This is a genomic window from Amphibacillus sp. MSJ-3 (assembly GCF_018919165.1).
GTDB lineage: Bacteria > Bacillota > Bacilli > Bacillales > Amphibacillaceae > Amphibacillus.
This window is the reverse complement of sequence record NZ_JAHLQM010000010.1, coordinates 19536-42196: the sequence shown is the minus strand read 5'-3', so window position 1 is coordinate 42196 and position 22661 is coordinate 19536. Positions and strand designations below refer to the sequence as shown.

At 35.2% G+C, this 22661-nt stretch carries 17 protein-coding genes, 1 tRNA gene and 1 other annotated feature; of the genes, 13 read left to right on the top strand and 5 right to left on the bottom strand.

Features of this window, described 5'->3' with window-relative positions; translation table 11 throughout:
• The first annotated feature begins 125 nt into the window (after positions 1-125).
• The 13 genes from dnaA (at position 126) to KQI76_RS04560 (ending at position 16761) form a co-directional block, all read left to right on the top strand.
• Positions 126-1478, top strand: coding sequence for a chromosomal replication initiator protein DnaA (gene dnaA, locus KQI76_RS04620; RefSeq protein ID WP_216399143.1), 1353 nt, complete (start codon positions 126-128; stop codon positions 1476-1478).
• A 242-nt stretch (positions 1479-1720) separates the two neighbouring features.
• Complete coding sequence (gene dnaN / locus KQI76_RS04615; RefSeq protein WP_216399142.1) at positions 1721-2863, top strand: DNA polymerase III subunit beta; 1143 nt, start codon at positions 1721-1723, stop codon at positions 2861-2863.
• A 161-nt stretch (positions 2864-3024) separates the two neighbouring features.
• On the top strand, positions 3025-3246 hold the full coding sequence (gene yaaA, locus KQI76_RS04610; RefSeq protein WP_216399141.1) for a S4 domain-containing protein YaaA: 222 nt from the start codon (positions 3025-3027) through the stop codon (positions 3244-3246).
• 46 nt (positions 3247-3292) lie between these two features.
• The gene (gene recF, locus KQI76_RS04605) at positions 3293-4417 is read left to right on the top strand and encodes a DNA replication/repair protein RecF (protein ID WP_216399140.1); all 1125 of its coding nucleotides are present in this window, start codon (positions 3293-3295) and stop codon (positions 4415-4417) included.
• Positions 4418-4420: 3 nt separating this feature from the next.
• Positions 4421-4705, top strand: a complete 285-nt coding sequence (remB, locus tag KQI76_RS04600; protein WP_216399139.1) for an extracellular matrix regulator RemB — start codon at positions 4421-4423, stop codon at positions 4703-4705.
• 375 nt (positions 4706-5080) lie between these two features.
• On the top strand, positions 5081-7003 hold the full coding sequence (gyrB, locus tag KQI76_RS04595) for a DNA topoisomerase (ATP-hydrolyzing) subunit B (protein ID WP_216399138.1): 1923 nt from the start codon (positions 5081-5083) through the stop codon (positions 7001-7003).
• 124 nt (positions 7004-7127) lie between these two features.
• The gene (gene gyrA / locus KQI76_RS04590; RefSeq protein ID WP_216399137.1) at positions 7128-9602 is read left to right on the top strand and encodes a DNA gyrase subunit A; all 2475 of its coding nucleotides are present in this window, start codon (positions 7128-7130) and stop codon (positions 9600-9602) included.
• 315 nt (positions 9603-9917) lie between these two features.
• Positions 9918-11390: an IMP dehydrogenase gene (guaB, locus tag KQI76_RS04585; protein ID WP_216399136.1), complete on the top strand. Its 1473-nt coding sequence runs from the start codon at positions 9918-9920 to the stop codon at positions 11388-11390.
• A gap of 287 nt (positions 11391-11677) precedes the next feature.
• Positions 11678-13009 (top strand): serine hydrolase, encoded by a 1332-nt coding sequence (locus KQI76_RS04580; RefSeq protein ID WP_253288806.1) that lies wholly within the window; start codon positions 11678-11680, stop codon positions 13007-13009.
• 194 nt (positions 13010-13203) lie between these two features.
• A complete protein-coding gene (pdxS, locus tag KQI76_RS04575) occupies positions 13204-14061 on the top strand; it encodes a pyridoxal 5'-phosphate synthase lyase subunit PdxS (RefSeq protein ID WP_216399135.1) in 858 nt (285 codons plus the stop codon).
• Between the two features lie 72 nt (positions 14062-14133).
• Positions 14134-14344, top strand: a binding site (T-box leader).
• A gap of 65 nt (positions 14345-14409) precedes the next feature.
• The gene (gene serS / locus KQI76_RS04570; protein WP_216399134.1) at positions 14410-15684 is read left to right on the top strand and encodes a serine--tRNA ligase; all 1275 of its coding nucleotides are present in this window, start codon (positions 14410-14412) and stop codon (positions 15682-15684) included.
• 383 nt (positions 15685-16067) lie between these two features.
• Positions 16068-16160 (top strand) — tRNA-Ser (locus KQI76_RS04565).
• A gap of 82 nt (positions 16161-16242) precedes the next feature.
• Positions 16243-16761, top strand: a complete 519-nt coding sequence (locus tag KQI76_RS04560; RefSeq protein ID WP_216399133.1) for a GNAT family N-acetyltransferase — start codon at positions 16243-16245, stop codon at positions 16759-16761.
• A gap of 220 nt (positions 16762-16981) precedes the next feature.
• On the opposite strand, the gene KQI76_RS04555 is transcribed toward KQI76_RS04560, so the two are convergent.
• The 5 genes from KQI76_RS04555 to KQI76_RS04535 form a co-directional block, all read right to left on the bottom strand.
• The gene (locus tag KQI76_RS04555) at positions 16982-17641 is read right to left on the bottom strand and encodes a deoxynucleoside kinase (RefSeq protein ID WP_216399132.1); all 660 of its coding nucleotides are present in this window, start codon (positions 17639-17641) and stop codon (positions 16982-16984) included.
• A gap of 2 nt (positions 17642-17643) precedes the next feature.
• Positions 17644-18279 carry a deoxynucleoside kinase gene (locus tag KQI76_RS04550; RefSeq protein ID WP_216399131.1) on the bottom strand — a complete coding sequence of 212 codons (636 nt, stop codon included), beginning with the start codon at positions 18277-18279 and terminating at the stop codon, positions 17644-17646.
• A 287-nt stretch (positions 18280-18566) separates the two neighbouring features.
• Entirely contained in the window at positions 18567-19814 is a 1248-nt protein-coding gene (locus KQI76_RS04545; RefSeq protein WP_253288805.1) for a Ger(x)C family spore germination protein, read from the bottom strand.
• 5 nt (positions 19815-19819) lie between these two features.
• Complete coding sequence (locus KQI76_RS04540) at positions 19820-20905, bottom strand: GerAB/ArcD/ProY family transporter (protein ID WP_216399130.1); 1086 nt, start codon at positions 20903-20905, stop codon at positions 19820-19822.
• 14 nt (positions 20906-20919) lie between these two features.
• Positions 20920-22386 (bottom strand): spore germination protein, encoded by a 1467-nt coding sequence (locus tag KQI76_RS04535; protein ID WP_253288804.1) that lies wholly within the window; start codon positions 22384-22386, stop codon positions 20920-20922.
• Between the last annotated feature and the right edge of the window lie 275 nt (positions 22387-22661).

Below are 22661 nucleotides of genomic sequence, written 5' to 3'. Positions count from 1 at the left end.
GATAAGTAAACTTTATGAAAACAACTTGTTAACTACTCTTTGGTGCACATCTATCGATACTAGTAATTAAGTACGAATCCTTCCACCAATTGAATAGTTTCTATCAAATTGAAAGGGGATTATTGATGGAAAACATTGAAGAATTATGGGCAAGTGTACTTTCACATCTTAAAGATAAAATGGCTGGTGAAAGTTTTGAAACATGGTTTAAAAATACTAAAGCAAATGAAATAATTGATGATACCCTGGTTGTCACTGCCCCAAATGAATTTACCCGTGATTGGTTAGAAAGAAGTTATACGGAACTTGTATCCGATACGATCTTTGCTGTAGCAGGGACAAGATTAAAAACAAGCTTTGTTTTACCAGATGATGAAAAAATAGTAGAAGATAACAAGCATAAATTAAATCGAAAACCACCAATCGTTAACAATGAAAACTATCATCAATCAAAAATGATGTTAAATGATAAATACACTTTTGATACCTTCGTGATTGGCTCTGGTAATCGATTTGCACATGCTGCTTCATTAGCTGTCGCTGAAACACCTGCAAAAGCTTATAACCCACTTTTTATCTATGGTGGGGTTGGATTAGGAAAAACGCACTTAATGCATGCGATTGGTCATTATGTCATAAAGCATAATCCCAATGCTAATGTTGTTTACTTATCATCTGAAAAATTTACAAATGAATTTATCAATTCAATTCGTGATAATAAAGCTGAAAACTTTAGAAATAAATATCGGAATGTCGATATTCTGCTAGTTGATGATATTCAATTTTTAGCAGGGAAAGAACAAACTCAAGAGGAATTTTTCCATACATTTAATACTTTACATGAAGAGAGTAAGCAAATTATTATTTCGAGTGATCGACCACCAAAGGAAATTCCAACACTGGAAGATCGCCTTCGTTCCCGATTTGAATGGGGACTGATTACAGATATTACGCCACCAGATTTGGAAACAAGAATTGCAATTCTGCGTAAGAAGGCTAAGGCTGAAGGACTTGATATTTCTAATGAAGTAATGTTATATATTGCAAATCAAATCGACACAAATATTCGAGAATTAGAGGGTGCATTAATTCGTATTGTTGCCTACTCATCACTAATTAATCAAGATATCGATGCAGCATTAGCAGCTGAAGCACTTAAAGACATTATTCCTAGTTCTAGACCGAAGATGATTACCGTTACAACCATACAAGAGTTAATTGCTGATAAGTACAATATTAAATTAGAGGAATTTGCAGCTAAAAAGAGAACGAGATCCGTTGCTTTTCCAAGACAAATTGCAATGTACTTATCCAGGGAGCTTACCGATTTATCATTACCTAAAATCGGTGATGAATTTGGTGGCCGGGATCATACCACTGTTTTACATGCTCACGAAAAAATTTCACGTTTAATTAGTGAAGATCAATCATTCAATCAAGAGATTGAAGATTTAATCAATCAATTAAAATCTCTATAAGCAATCAAATGAATAAACCTATTTTTTTATTTTACTTTTTATCAGATAGACTATGATGAAAATATCAACATGTGTATAATGTGAATATAGATTCGAATTTATTAACAGACTGTCCACAGGTGGATAACTATTGATTGATTAGGATTTCTTTGTTATCCACATAATCACAGTCCCTATTACTATTATTACTATATTTATATTAATAATTAATATAAATAGACTTTCATTAGGAGGATTTTTTTATGAAATTTACGATTCAGAGGGATTTATTAATTGAAAAAACTCAACATATAATGAAAGCTATCTCTTCTCGGGTAACAATCCCTATTTTAACGGGGATAAAAATTGAAGCATCGAAAGATGGCATTAAACTTACAGGTAGTGATTCAGATATATCAATAGAATCATTTATTCCAGCAGAAGAAGATGGTGTCATCAATGTAGAAGAAATAGAACCTGGAAGTATTGTTGTTCAAGCAAAATATTTCCCGGATATCATTCGTAAACTACCATTAAAAACAGTTGAAATTAAAACATCAGAAGATTTCCAAGTTACAATTACTTCAGGAGGATCGGAATTTCATTTAAATGGTCAAGATGCGATGGAATATCCACAACTTCCTGTATTACATACAGATAACAGTTTTGAATTATCAAATGATTTATTAAAAGAATTGATTAAACAAACTGTTTTTGCTGTATCAACTGTTGAGACGCGCCCGATATTAACTGGTGTTAATATTCAATTAGAAGATAATCAATTAAACTTTGTTGCGACAGATAGTCATCGACTTGCATCTAGAAAGATCCCTATTCAAATAGAAAATGACCAGTTAACTTTTAAAAATGTTGTTATACCAGGAAAAAGCCTAGTTGAATTAAATAAAATTATCGATGATAATGACGAAACAATTACAATTAGCGTCACTGAAAATCAAATTTTATTTCAAACTAAGAATTTATACTTTTTATCCCGTTTACTAGATGGTAACTATCCTGAAACATCGAGGTTAATTCCAGATCAAAGTAAGACGACTATTTTAACTAAAACAAAGAACTTGTTACAAGCAATCGATCGAGCATCATTATTGGCGAAGGAAAATAAAAATAATGTTGTGAAATTGGAAACAAAAAGTAGCAATCAACTAGAGATTAGTAGTCATACGCCAGAGGTTGGACAGGTTATAGAAGAGGTTCATACAGAATCGATTGAAGGTGAAGACTTAAAGATTTCATTTAGTGCAAAATATATGATTGATGCATTGAGAGTTATTGAATCGGAGTACGTAAAGATAGACTTCACTGGGGCAATGCGACCGTTTATTATTAAACCTGATAATGATGAACATATTTTACAACTTATCTTACCAGTTAGAACATTTTAGCGCATAAAATAGAGTGTTATACACACTCTATTTTATTTTTTAATCCAAAGGTCTCGCTCAACTATAGAGGCACTTTGCTAATCTTCTGAGTCTTTAGTAAAATAGAGTAAGGCGTATTTGACTACGGTAAAAAAACAAGAGAGATGAAGGGGCTTTTAATTATGCAAGTTGAAGTAATAAAGATTCATACGGAATATATTCAACTCGGTCAATTTTTAAAATTAGCGGGAATTGTTGATACAGGTGGAAATGTAAAAATCTTTTTAGCAGAAGTTCCAGTTAAAATTAATGGGGACCCCGATCAACGTCGCGGACGGAAATTGTATCCAGGTGATCGAATTGAAATAAAAGATCTAGGGACTTATCGAATTGAAAAAGAGTAGCTATCCTAGTCTTTTTTATGAATTGGTAAAGGTAGATGTGATCTAAATGTATATTAATCATGTAAAATTATCGCATTATCGGAATTATGATCAGGTTGACTTGTCATTTGATAATCGAATCAATGTCATTATCGGTGAAAATGCACAAGGAAAGACAAACTTAATGGAAGCCATCTATGTGTTAGCCTTTACAAAGTCTTATCGTACCTCAAAAGATAAAGAACTTATTCAATGGGATCAAAACTATGCTAAAATAGAAGGTAGGGTTATTAAGCGAAACAATCAATTTCCGCTTGAAATGCAATTTTCGGCAAAAGGTAAAAAGGCAAAACTCAATCACTTAGAACAAAGACGTCTTAGTGATTATATCGGGTCATTAAACGTTGTTATGTTTGCTCCTGAAGATCTAAATCTAGTTAAGGGTAGCCCGCAAATTAGAAGACGTTTTATTGACATGGAAATTGGACAAATTCAACCGATCTATATTTACCATTTAGGGCAATACCAAAAGATATTAAAGCAACGAAATCATTTACTTAAAGATTTACAACGCAGGAAAACAGATAACCTGACAATGTTAGAAGTATTAACAGATCAATTAATCGAGCATGCAAGTGTCATTATTGAAAAACGGTTTTTATTTTTACAATGGCTCAGACGCTGGGCGATTCCAATCCATAAAAGAATCAGTCAAGAGAAAGAAGACTTAGTCATTTCATACGATCCTACGATCGATGTATTAGAAAGTGATAATAAGGAAAAAATAACTAATATCTATCAAGACAAGTTTATTGAAAACCGTTCAAAGGAAATTGAACGTGGTAGTACTTTATACGGTCCTCATCGAGATGATTTGTTATTCTCCGTCAATGGTCGTGATGTTCAAAAATTTGGCTCACAGGGTCAGCAACGGACAACCGCATTATCATTGAAATTAGCAGAAATTGAATTAATTAAACATGAGGTTGGGGAATATCCTGTTCTATTATTAGATGATGTCTTAAGTGAACTCGATCAGTATCGCCAATCTCATTTACTTGATACAATCCAAGATAAAGTGCAAACCTTTGTTTCAACAACAAGCGTCAAGGATATTCAACATGATACAATAAAAAAAGCTGATCTATTTTATGTTAAGAACGGGCACATTACTAAGCAGGGAAGAGGCTGAACCATGTTTATTCATGTAGGTGATGATCAATTCATTAAATCTGAAGATGTTATTGTGATGATCGACCAACAATATGTTGAATCATCATCGATAAATGGAGAAATGATTGAATATCAACAAGAGCAAGAAAGTACTCCAAATATAACAGAAGAGACAAAAACGATTATAGTAACAAAAGATTCTGTCTACTACAGTCCTCTTTCCATCCAAACGCTGAAAAAACGATCGAGTATTAGGATGATGTTAGATCATTTAGATGATTATACAGATAGTGATACATTTGACTAGTTTTTCTCTACTAGAGAAATAGAATTATGTTGTGCGTTCAAATCGGAAGATAAAAGTGCAAAAAATTGAGAGGGTGAAGCTACCTAGGATTGCTGTTTTAAATTGTCGGAATGTGGTGAATTCAACATTTAACACAAAGGTTTTTTAGTGGCGGAAGGGTAATTAGCATAAATCTATAGTAGACTGGAAAAATTACTCTTTAAGTGGAGTAATTGTAAGATCTAGTCCCAATGATAAAAAACCGGTAGCTAGTTGAATGTCATCTATTCTCAATCTGCTATCTCTTCGATCTTTAAGAACAAACGCTTAGTCTAAAATATCAAACCTATGATAGTCAGTAGGTTTAAATGAAAAGTGTAGGTGAATCAATTGGTAATGGGAGAAAATTTAAAGAATGAACAACAATATGATGAGAATCAAATCCAAGTATTAGAAGGTCTTGAAGCGGTTCGGAAACGACCGAGTATGTATATTGGTTCAACAAGCGAGAAAGGACTTCATCACTTAGTCTGGGAAATTGTTGATAATAGTATTGATGAAGCATTGGCTGGTTATTGTGACCATATTCAAGTCATCATTGAACAGGACAACAGTATTACAGTGATTGATAATGGTCGGGGAATCCCAGTAGGAATACACGAAAAGATGGGTCGTCCAGCAGTTGAAGTCATTATGACTGTATTGCATGCTGGTGGTAAGTTTGACGGCTCGGGTTATAAGGTATCTGGAGGATTACATGGTGTGGGTGCTTCAGTCGTTAATGCCTTATCAACAAGCCTAGAAGTCTATGTTCATCGTGATGGGAAGATTTATTATTTAGATTTTAAACGTGGTGTCCTACATACTGAGATTAAAGTAATTGGTGAGACAGATATGACGGGAACACGAGTACATTTTAATCCTGATCCAGAAATCTTTACTGAAACGGTAGAATTTGATTATAATACATTAGTTTATCGTATTCGTGAGCTTGCATTTTTAAACAAAGGTTTAAAAATGAGTATTGAAGATAAACGGATCGGTCAAGAGAAAAAAGAAGACTTCCATTATGAAGGTGGAATTAAAGAATACGTTGAATACTTAAACCATTCAAAGGAAACCCTACATCCCCCATTCTTTGCGGAAAAAGAAGAAGATGGGATTATGGTGGAAGTAGCGATTCAATATAACGATGGATTTTCAAATAATATTTATTCCTTTGCGAATAATATTCATACTTATGAGGGAGGCATGCATGAATCTGGTTTTAAAACGGGTTTAACCCGAGTGATTAATGACTATGCCCGAAAGAAAAACTTATTTAAAGAAAGTGATCCGAATTTGTCTGGTGACGATGTTCGGGAAGGTTTAACAGCAATTGTTTCAATTAAACACCCTGATCCACAATTTGAGGGACAAACGAAAACCAAACTCGGTAATAGTGAAGCACGTACAATTACAGATTCAGCATTTAGTGAGTTATTCTCCAAATTTTTACTTGAAAATCCTGATACGGCAAGAATTATTGTTGATAAAGGATTAATGGCATCTCGTGCAAGAATGGCGGCAAAAAAAGCACGTGAATTAACAAGAAGAAAAGGTGCATTAGAGATTTCAAATTTACCAGGTAAGCTTGCCGATTGTTCATCTCGTGATGCATCACTCAGTGAGCTTTATATTGTTGAGGGTGATTCTGCAGGTGGATCAGCAAAACAAGGACGTGATCGCCATTTCCAAGCGATTTTACCTCTAAGAGGGAAAATCCTTAATGTAGAAAAGGCGCGTCTTGATCGAATTTTGTCAAATAATGAAATTCGCTCGATGATCACTGCGATGGGGACAGGGATTGGTGAAGATTTTGATATCTCTAAGGCTAGATATCATAAGGTTGTTATTATGACAGATGCGGACGTTGACGGTGCACATATTCGTACCTTGTTATTAACCTTTTTCTACCGATTTATGCGCCCATTAATCGATCATGGCTATATTTATATTGCCCAGCCCCCACTTTATAAAGTACAACAAGGTAAGGCTGTTCACTATGCCTATGATGATAATGAATTACAAGTTATCCTTGATCAGTTACCAAAACAGCCAAAACCAGGCTTGCAACGCTACAAAGGGCTAGGTGAAATGAATGCTGAGCAACTTTGGGAAACGACAATGGATCCAAATAATCGGACATTACTACAAGTTCAACTCAATGATGCTATTGAAGCTGACCAAATATTTGATATGTTGATGGGCGATCGAGTTGAACCACGACGTGAATTTATTCAAGAAAACGCAATTTACGTGAAGAACTTAGATATTTAAAGTGAAAAATGTTGCCAGTGAAAGTTTGCTGAAAACTCAAACGATAATTGCGTGACTTTAACTCATTTTTTAATCACATTTATATAAATATATTAGTTTCCTCAGTTTGATAGGAGGTATTTGGATGGTGGATAATCAACGTCCCCAAGTACAAGAAATAAATATTGGAAAAGAAATGCGAACATCCTTTTTGGACTATGCCATGAGTGTTATTGTCTCAAGAGCTATTCCAGATGTTCGTGACGGCTTAAAACCAGTACAGAGACGAATTTTATATTCAATGAATGATCTAGGTATGCATGCTGATAAAGCCTATAAAAAATCTGCTCGTATTGTTGGTGATGTTATTGGTAAATATCACCCACATGGTGATTCTCCTGTGTATGAGGCGATGGTTAGAATGGCACAGGACTTTAGCTATCGCTATATGTTAGCAGACGGACACGGTAACTTCGGTTCGGTTGACGGGGATCCGCCAGCTGCTATGCGTTATACAGAAGCGAGAATGTCAAAGATATCAATGGAGTTATTACGTGATATCAATAAAGATACGATTGACTATGTTGATAATTATGATGGATCTGAACGGGAGCCACAGGTGTTACCAGCTCGCTTCCCTAATCTATTGGTTAACGGAACATCAGGTATTGCCGTGGGAATGGCAACAAATATCCCACCACATCAATTAGGTGAAACAATCGATGCCTTATTGGCGATTAGTAAAAACCCTGATATTACAATTGATGAATTAATGGATAATTATATTTTTGGACCTGATTTCCCAACGGGGGCGACGATTATAGGTCGATCCGGAATTAGACGTGCTTTTGAAACAGGTCGAGGATCGATAACGATTCGTGCCAAAGCCGAGATTGAGGAACAGGCAAATGGTAAATCTCGTATTTTAGTAACAGAATTACCTTATCAAGTTAATAAAGCAAGACTCATTGAAAAGATTGCAGAGTTAGCTCGTGATAAGAAAATTGAAGGGATTACTGACTTACGTGATGAATCAGACCGTAATGGGATGAGAATTGTTATTGAACTTCGTCGGGACGCAAATCCGAATGTGGTATTAAATAATTTGTACAAGCAAACAGCACTACAATCATCCTTTGGGATCAATATGTTAGCCTTAGTCGATGGTCAACCTAAGGTGCTTAATTTAAAGCAAAACCTTGTTTACTATTTAGAACATCAAAAGGATGTTATTCGACGCAGAACGCAATATGAATTGAATAAGGCAGAAGCAAGAGCACATATTTTAGAAGGTTTGCGAATTGCATTAGATCATATTGATGAGATTATTGCTTTAATTCGTGCCTCGAATACGACTGAGATTGCCAGACAAGGTTTAATATCCAATTTTAAATTAACGGAAAAACAAGCACAAGCAATTTTAGATATGCGCCTCCAACGTTTAACAGGCTTAGAGCGTCAAAAAATAGAAGAAGAATATGAAGAATTATTAAAGTTAATTACTGAACTAAAAACGGTATTAGCTGATGAAGAAAAATTACTTGACATTATTCGTGAGGAATTACTTGATATTAAAACACGCTATAATGACGTTCGACGAACTGAGATTGTTTCAGGTGGGGCAGATTTCTTTGAGGATGAAGATTTAATCCCTGAAGAAGATATTGTTGTTAGCTTAACACACCGTGGCTATATTAAGCGTCTGCCTTCTTCAACATACCGTACCCAACATCGTGGAGGGCGTGGCGTGCAAGGAATGGATACAAACGAAGATGACTTTGTAGAGCACCTTGTCTCAACATCAACCCATGATACAATTCTATTCTTTACTAACAAGGGGAAAGTTTATCGACTAAAAGGCTATCAAATACCTGAATACGGTCGAACAGCTAAAGGTCTCCCGATTATTAATATCTTAGAAATAGAAAAAGATGAATGGATTAATACCGTTATTTCAGTTCCTGAATTTGATGCTGAGAAATATCTATTCTTCACAACTAAACATGGTATTTCAAAACGAACATCGCTAAGTCAATTTGCTAATATCCGTCGAAATGGATTAATTGCTATCAATCTCCGTGACGATGATGAGCTTATCTCTGTTCAATTAACAGATGGAACGAAAGATATTATGATTGCAACAAGAAATGGATCATTAATTCGATTTGATGAAAGCCAAATTCGTTCAATGGGTCGTACCGCAACGGGAGTTAAAGGAATTTCGTTACGAAAAGGTGATCAAGTTGTTTCAATGGAAATTATTGAAGAAGATGACTTTATTTTAAACGTAACGGAAAATGGTTATGGAAAACGAACAGAAGAAAAAGAATATCGGGTGATTAATCGTGGTGGTAAAGGGGTATTTACCGCTAATATCACTGAAAAGACTGGGAATGTTGTTGCTGTAAAAACAGTTAAAGGTGATGAGGACTTAATGATTATGACAGTCTCAGGTGTCTTAATTAGAACACCAATCGATAAGATCTCGATTACAGGACGAAATACACAGGGAGTTCGTTTGATTCGTTTACAGGATGGAGAAAAAGTAGCCACCGTTGCTTATATTAAACAAGAAGACGAATCAGATGATCCGGAAGAGGAAGAAATTAATGAAGAATAGGATAATCTATTTTTGGAAATGCATCTTAGAGTATCCGTATACTTTATGTAAAAGCTAGAGAATGAAGTATAGTTAAGAGGAATGAGGAGCTGTCGTGTTGTACAGCTCTATTTTTTCACTTAGATATGAAATATTTCACAAAGATATCTCTTTTCACCATCTAAATGATTGGGAATTCTTAAAAAGTTGAGTGAAAAAGTTTAAATTACCTCTAATAAAGGCTTGAAATTAAGCAGTCTTTATCGTATTGTATTTAACAATAAGTATTGCTAGAGCATGGTGATGTAGATAAAAAATGAAGGAGGAGTCATGAAGATGAGGGAGGACAAGTTTGTTAAAGAAGGGTTAACGTTTGATGATGTTTTATTAATTCCAGCTGAATCCGATGTATTGCCAAGAGATGTTTCTATTAAAGCAGGATTGACTGAAAGATTAAAGTTAAATATCCCATTATTAAGTGCAGGTATGGATACTGTTACTGAAGCGGAAATGGCTATTGCGATGGCAAGACAAGGTGGATTAGGGATTATCCATAAAAACATGTCCATCGAGGATCAGGCAGAGTTAATTGACCGGGTCAAACGTTCAGAAAGTGGTGTCATTACAAATCCATTTTTCTTAACGCCAGACAATCAAGTGTTTGATGCTGAACATTTAATGGGTAAATATCGAATTTCCGGTGTTCCAATTGTTAACAATCCAGAAGACAAAATCTTAGTTGGCATTTTGACCAATCGTGATCTTCGTTTTATTGAAGATTATTCGATTAAAATTTCTGAAGTGATGACGAGTGAAGATTTAGTGACTGCCTCGGTAGGAACGACACTTGATGAAGCAAGTAAAATCTTACAAAAACATCGTATTGAGAAACTACCTTTAATTGATCAACAAGGTGTCTTAAAAGGCCTGATCACAATTAAAGATATTGAAAAAGTAATTGAATTTCCTAATTCCGCTAAGGATAGTCAAGGCCGTTTACTTTGCGGGGCTGCTGTTGGCGTAACAGCTGATTCAATGCTTCGAATTGATAAATTAGTTGAAGTTGGTGTTGACTGCATTGTAATTGACACAGCACATGGTCATTCAAAAGGTGTTATTGAACAGGTTAAGCGTGTTCGGGATAAATACCCTGATTTAGATATTATTGCTGGAAATGTCGCGACTGCAGATGCAACTCGGGCACTAATTGAAGCAGGTGCTTCTGTCATTAAAGTAGGAATTGGCCCTGGTTCAATTTGTACAACACGTGTTGTCGCTGGTGTTGGTGTCCCACAAATAACAGCTGTCTATGATTGTGCCAAAGTGGCCGATGAATATAATGTTCCGGTTATTGCTGATGGTGGGATTAAATATTCTGGTGATATTGCTAAAGCGATCGCAGCTGGAGCGAAGGCTGTTATGCTTGGTAGTTTATTCGCAGGTGTCACAGAAAGCCCGGGCGAAACTGAAATATTCCAAGGACGCCGTTATAAAGTTTATCGTGGAATGGGCTCTGTCTCTGCAATGAAATCAGGTTCAAAAGATCGCTATTTCCAAGATACGAACGATACGAAGAAACTTGTTCCTGAGGGAATTGAAGGTCGTGTTGCCTATAAAGGCCCTCTTGCTGATACGGTTCACCAATTACTTGGTGGCTTGCGTGCAAGTATGGGTTACTGTGGTGTGAAGGATATCGAGACATTCCGTCAAGAAGGCCAATTCATTCGAATGACAGGTGCTGGTTTACGAGAATCTCATCCACATGATGTTCAAATTACGAAGGAAGCTCCGAATTATTCAGTTCAATAAGAAAATTTCGATCATTTTAACGATTGTGCTGTTAAATAAAAAAACCAGCCCTTATTCAAGTGGACTTTTACTAGGAAATTAGTGATATTTTAAACATTTACTCGTAAATGCCTAAGGGTTTTAACCAGCTATATTGATGATCCTTAATCATGGATTATCTTTTAATCCGAAAACGATCGAGTCTATGGGAATAAAAAATTGGAAACAAATTTAGTCAAAAGATTATATCGAAAAAAAATAGAATATGGTAAACTGTCATAGTGAGAGATTTTTTGGAGGTAAATCAATTGAAAAAATTTAAAAAAGTATTTGTTAGTTTCGTAACTATGACAATTTTAATAACGCTCTTTCAAAGCAATGCCATTTTGGTAAATGCAAAATCTTTTAATATAGAAGCTGAATCAGCTATATTAGTCGATGCGAATACAGGGGATATTCTTTTTGCTAAAAATGCTGATCTTAAACTACCACCTGCAAGTATGACGAAGATGATGACGGAATACTTAGTTTTAGAGGCGATTAATGAAGGTAAAATCAGTTGGGAAGATACAACTTGGATTAGTGATTATTCTTATTCAATTTCAGCAAATACCTCCTTTTCCGGGATTGGTTTGAAACAAAATCAGGACTATACTGTCCGTCAGCTATATGAAGCAATGGCGATTATTTCAGATAATGCGGCAACAATTGCATTAACTGAACTTGTTGCAGGGTCCGAGAGTGAATTTGTTAAACAAATGAATGCCAAAGGGGAAGAACTTGGTTTAAAAGATTTTGAATTTGTTAATTCAACAGGTTTACCTAATGCAAGTTTAGGTGAGAATTATCCAGAAGGAACGGATCCAGATGGAGATAATTTAATTTCTGCTCGTTCTGCTGCACTTCTAGCTTATCATTTAATTAATGATTACCCAGAAGTTTTAGAATTCTCTAGTACTATTGAATCAGAGTTAGATGATGAACCACTAGAAAATTTAAATTGGATGCTACCATGGAATAATACAAACTTCGCCCAATACTATGTTGAAGGAGTAGACGGTTTAAAAACAGGTTACACAGATGTAGCTGGTTACTGTTTTACCGGTACAGCAATCCGTAATGGCCAACGTTTAATCACCGTTGTTATGCGAACAGATAGTTATGGTGCTCGTTTTGAAGAGACAGCCAAGTTACTAAACTATGGTTATAGTGAGTTTGCTCCAGTAGAACTATTTACAACTGACCACCAACAAGCAGATTATGAAACGATTGAAGTTGTAAAAGGGAAGGAAAATCAAGTAGGAATAGAGTTAGCTGAATCGGTAACGGCACTTATTCGTACAGGAGAAGAAGATGCTTATTCATTAGAATATGTATTGGATGAGGACAAGTTAACTGAAGATGGAAAGCTTGTCGCCCCTATTGAAAAAGGTGAAAAGGTTGGGGAAGCACACTTAATTCATCAAGATAATGAGGATTATGGAAATATCCTATCTGATCAGAGTTATCAAGTTGTCGATCTTATTACAACAACAAGTGTTGAAAAAGATAACTGGTTTATGTTATCCATGGGTGCAATCGGAGAATTCTTTAGCCAATTATTTTCAACTGTTGTTGATACAGTCACAGGTTGGTTTTAAATAATCATATGGGAGGTTCAAGCAATAATAGGCTTGAACCTCTTTTTTTTGGATAAATTTTTAAAAAACCTTGCATTTGAGTAAAAAGAAGGCTAAAATATGAGCTAATTAAAAGATGGAAATTCTATATAATTAGTCGGGTTAATAGTAAGGAGAAGTAGTTCTTATATAAAATTAATCAGGGGGAATGGAAAATGGTCAATCATGTAGACTTTCGAAATGGTGGCGTCATAATGGATGTGGTTAATGGGGAACAGGCGAAAATTGCTGAACAAGCAGGAGCAATAGCTGTCATGGCACTTGAACGTGTTCCTTCAGATATTCGTGCAGCTGGTGGTGTAGCACGGATGGCTGATCCAGCAATTATTGAAGAGGTTGTAAATGCAGTATCGATTCCAGTTATGGCAAAGGCAAGAATTGGCCATATTGTTGAAGCACGTGTGCTAGAAGCATTAGGTATTGATTATATTGACGAGAGTGAAGTTTTAACTCCTGCTGATGAGGTATTCCATTTGAATAAAAAGGAGTATGATGTACCATTTGTTTGCGGCTGTCGTGATCTAGGTGAAGCTGCCCGTCGAATTGGTGAAGGGACTTCAATGCTTCGGACAAAAGGTGAACCAGGTACTGGAAATATTGTTGAAGCAGTTCGTCATATGCGTCAGGTTAATGGAGATGTTCGGAAGTTGATCAATTTGTCAATTGATGAAGTCATGACTTTTGCTAAGGAACTTGGGGCTCCATATGAAGTTTTATTGAAGATTAGAGAAGAAGGGCGATTACCTGTAGCTAACTTTGCAGCAGGTGGTGTCGCCACTCCAGCTGATGCTGCTTTAATGATGGAATTGGGGGCAGATGGAGTGTTTGTAGGCTCTGGGATTTTCAAGTCAGAACAACCAGAGAAATTTGCTCGAGCAATTGTACAAGCAACAGAAAACTATCAAGATTATGACCTAATCGGACAGATTTCTAAAGGACTTGGAGGAGCAATGAAGGGGATTGAAATTAGTAAACTTACAGCAGAGGAACGGATGCAAGATAGAGGTTGGTAATCAAATCGATTTGTTTTAACACCACTTGCAAAAAAGGTGTCTTTTCGTTATGATAATAAAAAACATGATATTGATAATACGTTGAGAGGAACAAGTAGCTATAATTTCTCATGAAGAGAGCTGATGGCCGGTGAGAATCAGTGTGAAAGAATAGTGAATCCATCCTTGAGTGATATGTGGTTAACAAACATATCCGGTGTCGTAACCGTTATGCTAAAAAGAAGCCGGGAGATTCAGAATCTCCAATCGGGGTGGTATCGCGGGAGTAACTCTCGTCCCTTTAGTTTATTTGGGGACGGGAGTTTTTTGCTTAATTTTTTAATGATAAGAACAAGGAGGAAAAAACAGATGTTAGATATTAAAGTATTACGACAAGATTTTCAAGGGGTTAAAGAAAAATTAAAGTATCGTGGAGAGGATCTTTCAGATTTAGATCAATTTGAAGCGCTTGATCAAAAGAGAAGACAACATATTGCAAAGACTGAAGAGTTAAAGGCAAGACGAAATGAAGTGTCTAAAGAGATTGCTCAGTTAAAAAAGGATAAAAAAGACGCGGATTCAATGATTAGAGAAATGCGTTTGGTTGGTGATCAGATCAAAGAAATTGATGATGAAATAAGAGAGATTGAGGATAAACTAAATCATATTATGTTATCAATTCCGAATATCCCTCATGAATCAACACCAGTTGGTGAAACAGAAGACGACAACGTAGAAGTGAGAAATTGGGGGGAAGTAGTGGCTCCCGATTTTGAACAAAAGCCACATTGGGAAATTGGTACGAATTTAGGTTTATTAGATTTTGAACGGGCAGCTAAGGCTACAGGAAGTCGATTTGTATTTTATAAAGGGTTAGGTGCCCGATTAGAACGTGCCTTATTGAATTTTATGATGGATTTACATGCAGAACAACATGGTTATCAGGAAATGTTACCACCTTACATGGTTAATCGAACAAGTATGACAGGTACGGGTCAATTACCTAAATTTGAAGAAGATGCTTTTAAGATCGAAGACTGGGAATACTTTTTAGTACCGACTGCTGAGGTTCCAGTAACTAACTATTATCGTGACGAAATTTTATCAGTCGATGATTTACCACAAAAGTTTGTTGCTTATAGTGCCTCATTTCGATCTGAAGCAGGTTCTGCTGGTCGGGATACACGTGGTTTAATTCGCCAACACCAATTTAATAAGGTTGAGCTTGTACAATTTGTTAAACCGGAGGATTCTTATCAAGTGCTGGAAGAGTTAACGGGTCATGCAGAAAAGGTCTTACAACTATTAGAACTTCCTTATCGAGTCTTAAGTATGTGTACGGGTGATTTAGGCTTTACTGCAGCGAAGAAGTATGATATCGAAGTTTGGATGCCAAGTAATAACACATACCGTGAAATCTCTTCTTGTTCAAATTTTGAGGATTTCCAAGCACGTCGAGCAGGCATTCGTTTTCGCCGGAATGATAAAGCAAAACCAGAGTTTGTTCATACTTTAAATGGATCTGGTCTTGCGATTGGTCGAACAGTCGCTGCTATTTTAGAGAATTACCAAAATGCTGATGGTACGGTTACTGTGCCAACAGTATTGCAGCCTTATATGGATGGTAAAAAGCTAATTAAGTAAAATATTATTAAATAGGCCTTAAAAAGCCATAAAGTGAACTTTCCCTTAGTGGGGAAGTTCGCCCTACTGATTGAAGTTTCACTTTATGGACAAGAAAGATTAGAGAAAAACTTTTTGGAAATAATCGAGCTGAAGCCATCTATTCGTGAAAAGCTGATGATTCAAACAAAGCGTGGGTTTCGTAAAAACTTCTTCAATTTTTTGAAGGCAGTTTAAAACGTTTAAAGATCGATTATATTGATATTTTAACTGAAGCAAAGTTTAGCTAAGGAAACGATGGTTAGATAATGATGCTCAAAAAAGGATAAAAACGATAGATAGGCAAAAAAAATTGTTGACAGGTATAATAAGAACTGATATGATAATTCTTGTCGTCAGTTCATGGAGGAATACCCAAGTCCGGCTGAAGGGATCGGTCTTGAAAACCGACAGGGGCTTCACGGCCCGCGGGGGTTCGAATCCCTCTTCCTCCGCCATAATTATACGACGATATATGGAACTTAGCTGACTAGTCTTAGCTAAGTTTTTTTATTTTATCATAAATGAAGGTGAAAATTGATGAAAGAGAAACTTCGACTTCGTCCAGTTGAAAAAGATGATTTAGCATTTATTTATCAGATGCAAATAAATCCAGATGTATCAAATTATTGGTGTGAAGAGCCTTACACAACAATGGAAAAGTTAACAAAGTCATATGAAACGAGCCAAGACAATAATTTTCATCGGCAATTTATTTTAATGTCTGGTGAAGAAAGAATTGGTTTCCTGGCCCTCTATGGGATTGAATCCCGTCATCGAAACGCTGAATTTGCAATTATGATTGACCCGGGCCAACAAGGAAAGGGCTATGCTACCGAGGCGACGCGATTGCTTGTTGACTATGGATTTTACCAACTGAATTTACATAAATTATATTTGTATGTTGTTAAACATAACGAAAAGGCAATCCATATTTATCAAAAGGTTGGTTTCCAAACTGAAGGTGAGTTAAAGAAACATTACTTTATCGACGGCCAATATTATGATGGCTATATAATGGGATTATTACGAGAAGATTATTCGGAAAGTCATCAATAGATACTTTATCACAGGGATTATTCAATCAAGAGAAGCCTTTGCCTTGTTAGAAAGCGTCCACCCAGAGTGTTAATCCCTGTGTAACAGCTCTAAACCATTTAAGTCGTGATGAATCTATTTAAATGATCATAATCTCAAAAAGGGATCCAGTGTCTACTGAATCCCTTTTTTATTTTTAGCCGGGCTTTGTCCCGGCTTTTTTAACTATTTTTTTATAAAATTAATGGCGGGAATGATTAATAAAATGGCCAACTTTTTCTAGAATGGATTCAATCGAGTCCTCATTATTCATTAAATCATAATCAGAAATATTAATTCTTAATATTGGACAAGCATTGAAACTATTAATCCAATCTTGATAGCGTTTATGCATTTCCTCCCAATAGGAAAGAGGTGTCTGTTGTTCCATCTCGCGACCGCGTAATTTAATCCGCTTGATCACTTCTTCTAATGACCCTTCTAAATAAATTAGGAGATCTGGATGGGGAAAGTATGGTGTCATCACCATTGCATCGAACAGATTTCGATAAGTATTGTAATCTTCAGTAGTCATTGTACCATTATCATAATGCATTTTAGCAAAGATACCAGTGTCTTCATAAATGGAACGGTCTTGAATAAAGCCACCACCATATTCGAAAATCCGTTTTTGTTCTTTAAAACGTTCAGCCAAGAAGTAAATTTGTAAATGGAAACTCCAGCGTTCAAAGTCAGCATAAAATTTATCTAAGTAAGGATTTGTATCTACCTTTTCTAGGGATGTATGAAAATTCAATGCTTTTGCAAGTGCATGTGTCATTGTTGATTTTCCAATGCCAACTGTCCCAGCAATCGTAATCACACTATCATTTGGAATATTATATTTTTCTCTTAAATTCATTATCATTGAGCTCCTTTGTTAAGTTGAAGTTTGATTTCTGTAAAGATTTTTTCAAGATCAGCTTGGCACTTGATAAAGTCTGTTTGATCGCCATTAATTCTAATGATTGGAGTATTTGGATGCTTGCGTTCAAATGTATCCATATAAGCTTGATAGTCAAAGCGCAATTGTTCTAAATAGGATGATTGGATTTTTTCTTCAACGCTTCGGCCCCTTTGATCAATTCGTTGAAGCAATGTGTCGAGACTAGCATCTAAGTAAATTAATAAATTTGGTCGAGGACGATCTTCAACTAAGATTTGATAAATTTGTTCATATTTATCAAATTGTCGCTCTGATAAGGTTCTTTTAGCAAAAATCATATTTTTCATAATATGATAATCTGCGACGACTGGTTTTTTCTGCTTAAGATATTGATACTCAACATCCTCCAGTTGCTTATAACGATTACATAAAAAGAACATTTCTGTTTGAAAGCTCCATGCTTCAATATCATCATAAAATTTATCTAAGAAAGGATTTTCCTCAACGATTTCTTTCAGTAAATGAAAATTAAATTGACTTGCAATTTTTTTGGCTAGAGATGTTTTACCAACACCAATTGGCCCTTCAACTGCAATAAAGGGAATATCGCCCATTGTCTTTTCTTCCTCCTTAAAAACTGTTTGTAACAAAATAAGACAAAGCCTATTTTAACATAATTATAATCGATTAGGTCAATTTGCTAACAAAAATACCTCCCTTTTTAGGGAGGTATTAATATTGAGCGATAAGTAAAAAAATTGTAAAGAAGATCATGCTAATGTTTAGCATGATTACAGCGATAAGCCCGAGATAATTTTTCCCTTTCTTTAGGTGGGAACAAAAATGTAGACAATAGTAGGTTAAATACAGACAGGTTATCGTAAATAAAAAAATAATCATCTTAATCTCTCACTTCACTAAGATTTGTATCACTCATCGTCTTACCAAATTGTAATCTTTTCAACTCATACTTAATATTTACTTCTGCATTTGGATAGATATTGTTATGCCAATCAGCTTTTTCATAGCTTGGAACATCTTTAAAGTATTTACGGATATAAAGTGACCAATAAAAGGGATCTGAACGATATTCCTCCTGTGTTTTTTCAATGAACTTCTTTGCTAATTGGGTATTCGTTTCGACTAAATGTTTCTCTAAAATTTCCTTGTGTTCATTATTTTCTGCGTAACTAATTAAACTAGGAATAGCCAAGATTTCAAATTCAAAAAGAACCGTTACATCTATAGTCGCATGATTGGCTTTAGCATCATAATCAATCTTGATATCAGGGTTTTTCGTTTGAATGTAATTTCCTGAGATATAGAATTCGGGTTTAATCGGATCTGTATAAGTGACCAAGATATTATTTAATGGAACTGTCCTATCTAGTAGGTTCGCGATTCTTGTTTCTTGCGCCGTTAATAAATCAATCATCTTGCCATTCTTAAAAACAGCAGACCCCATAAACTGGGTTTTATCGCCGCCCTTTTGTAGTAGCTCCCCTGCTAGATATTGATCTTCACTCTTTTCAATTTCTTCTTCATCATGGATGGTTGTGGCATATATAGCTAAAAAGAGGTCGGCATCTCCTTCAGTAATTTGAAGTAATCGATGTAAATCTGCATATGGAATAATACCTGTTTCCTTGGTTTGGGTAATTTTATATTGGAAATATTTATATGGTTTTTGTTCAAAGATAGGATTATTGTTATTTAAAAAAGTCTCTGCTTTTTCTTTAGAAACGATAATTTGGATATCATGGCGCATGTGACTTGTTCGTGTTCCCGGTTGAATGACACGCAAAAGGTCCCCTGATCTTGCCAGTTCTTCTGAAATAACAAAGATAGCTGTATGGTCTAATGAAATTCTTTTCGTAACGATTGCATCTGCCTTATCTTTTGCAGTCATAATATCTGCCCCAAGTACGGTCAGGATTTCATCAGGTGCACCATTTGGATCTGCAGTCATTGGACTCGCTATATTTGGATTAGCAATTTGGAAAGTAAACTCATAAATCCCCTCTTGGTCAGTTACATCCATTCCAATCGCTATGACAAATGATTCCTTTTCAACTTCAATCATGTCTTGACAGCTAGATAGAATAATCAACAAGACGATAAGAACTGTTGATTTAATCCATTTATCCATTTCATTCACACCTTCTTTCGTTTGAAAAAGTGACAAATCAGTAAGATGACTGGAACAATGAATAAAAAGATGGTGTTTAAATTTAGGAGATGATTTCGATAAACAAATTCATTGACAATAATATTATCGGGAATCAGACCAATCACCATTATTAAAAACCCCATAGGTAAAATCAGCAGTTCAAAATTGTCAATATCAAAAGTGGCTCCGAATAACCAGGTATTTAAGTATAGGAGTAGGATAAAGCGAATAAAAACAGCAAATAACCAAAAGGTCATAAAAAAGGTTTCTATATTTGTAAAGAAACTTCCCAAGTCGATATAGAGTGCGACGTCATGAAAGGGATAGGGAACTCTTTCAATGGATTTATAATCAAAAAAAGTTGCATAAATTAAAAATAGAAAAACAATTTGCAGGACAGAAATAATCAGCCCCATAATGGTTCCTTTATAAAAGTTTTCAGGTTTTCTCGCAACGGGCAATATCATCATTAGTAAAATAAAGCTAGAAAAAAAGGAACCTTTAAATATTCCTTCATACATGACATTTGATAGACCGCTACCGAAAATGGGGTAGATACGTTCGAAAACTAGAGATGGATAGACAAGTATAATTAATAAAACAAGTGAAAACTGAAATAAGGGAAAGAAAACCCTCGCTGTATATCCGATCACCTTAATGCCTCTTATTGCTCCAAAAATACTGATAAAAATAAGTAGGGCAAAAATAATGGTGATGGATGATTTATCAAAGTACAACAATTTAATCTGATTAACGTAACTTCTAAAGTCAAAAGCACTTAGAAAAAAACTGAAGATAAAAATAAAAAAGGCTAATGCTTTCCCTAAGGTTTTACCTAGTAAAATCTGTAAAAGATCAACAAGGTGATCAGCCTTATATTTGTTCAATAAATATAAGGTAATCAGAAAAAAAGGGAACATAACGATAAAGGAGATTAAAGGTATATACCAAAAGGCATTTTGTGTACTATTAGATAGTAAGGTAGGTGTTGTATCCGTAAGTTTGATTCCAATAAAAATAATGGTTAGGGCACATATTTCATAAGTTGTAAGTTTTGTGTTGATCCTCATGTTTTATCTCTCCGTTATTTTTTCAACATTTTCATATCTTTAGGTAATAAATATTTGGGACGCCATTTCTCATTTCTTAATGGCTTTCTAAAGTAGATATTTTTGTTGGACTGATAGCTTGGAGCTAAAGGAGCAAAATAAGGTACCCCAAATGATTTGAGTGAGATTGCATACATCAACCACATGACAAAGCAGATTATCAAGCTATAGATACCAAAAAGACTTGCCGCAAAAATAAAAATAAACCGTGTAATCCTAACTGTAAAGTTAAAGCTTGGGTCACTGATAACAAAGGATGTTAGTCCAGATAGGGCGGAAATAATAACGATAATTGGACTAATGATATTTGCTTCTACGGCAGCTTGACCAAGGATTAAAGCACCAACAATCCCAATCGTCGGACCTAATGGATTGGGAATTCGGATCCCTGCTTCGCGAATAAGCTCAAATGCCACCTCCATTAAAAGGACTTCCAAGAGCAATGGGAATGGAACGCGATCTCTTGCAGAAGCAATTGCTAATAATAAATCAAGTGGGATCATTTCGGTATGGAAATTGGCTAATGCAACATAAAGAGCAGATACCATTGTTGTTAAAAATAAAGCTAGGAATCGGATTGCTCTAGCAAAGTTACTAAACATTACACGAGAATATCGATCTTCAATGTTATGAAAGAATGCCCAAAAATTAATGGGGACGATTAAACAAGCAGCTGAACTTTCCATTAGTAAGACAACATGTCCACGATTGATATAGGTACATGCATTATCAGGTCTTTCTGTATATAAGATGGTTGGAAAGATTGAGAGTGGTCTTTCCTCAATATACTGTTCTAACAACTCAACGTTTTGAACAGAATCAGCAGTTATCGCGTTAATTCTTGAACGAATATTTTCTAGTAATTGGTCATTGGCGATATTTTCAATATAGAGTAATTGAACATCTTGCTTAGAACGTTTACCAACATGTAATACCTCTGAAACGAGATGTTGATTACGAATTCGCTTTCGGATGAGTGAAATATTGACATGGATTGATTCTGTAAAGGCTTCTTTTGGTCCACGTACAACACTTTCGTTTTCGGATTGGCTCACTTCTCTGTGTTCAAATTGTGAGACATCGATTGAATATGCTTGGGAGTGATCCTCCATAAATAAAATAACTTTACCACTCGTCACATTTTGATTGATTTCGTCACAATCAGTTAGCACTTTAACGGATTCGACAGTAACGATATTGGCGATTGATTCCCCATCTTGTTCAAGTAAAGGTTTGATAATGGATTGCTCAATTTTATCGCTATTAACAAGTGAGGCATAATAGCATAGACAAATATCTTTTTGATTAAATTTAGCTGTTAACATTCGGAATGAAAAATCATTATTGATTTGATAAGAAAAATCATTTTTAATCTTATCTATATTTTCAACTAGATTAGAGCTAATCTGGTTATGATTATTTTTAGTTTGTTTTTTTCTCAACAAGAGATTCACCTCAATTTCACATTTAGTTTGAGTGATTTTAACGATTCTATACATAAATGAATGACTTATTTTACGAATATAAGGTGTAGCTTATCCTAAATTGAGTGAATTTTATTCATCTAATTACTATTAAAAAAATGTTCTTATAGACAATTAAGGAAGCTTTCAGAAGGTGAAACTTACGGTCAAGGTAAAATTGATGTGAGCCATTCTTTTGGTTTTTGAAGGCTAGTTTGGGTTATCTTTAAGGGGTAAATCAAAAGTACCCGATG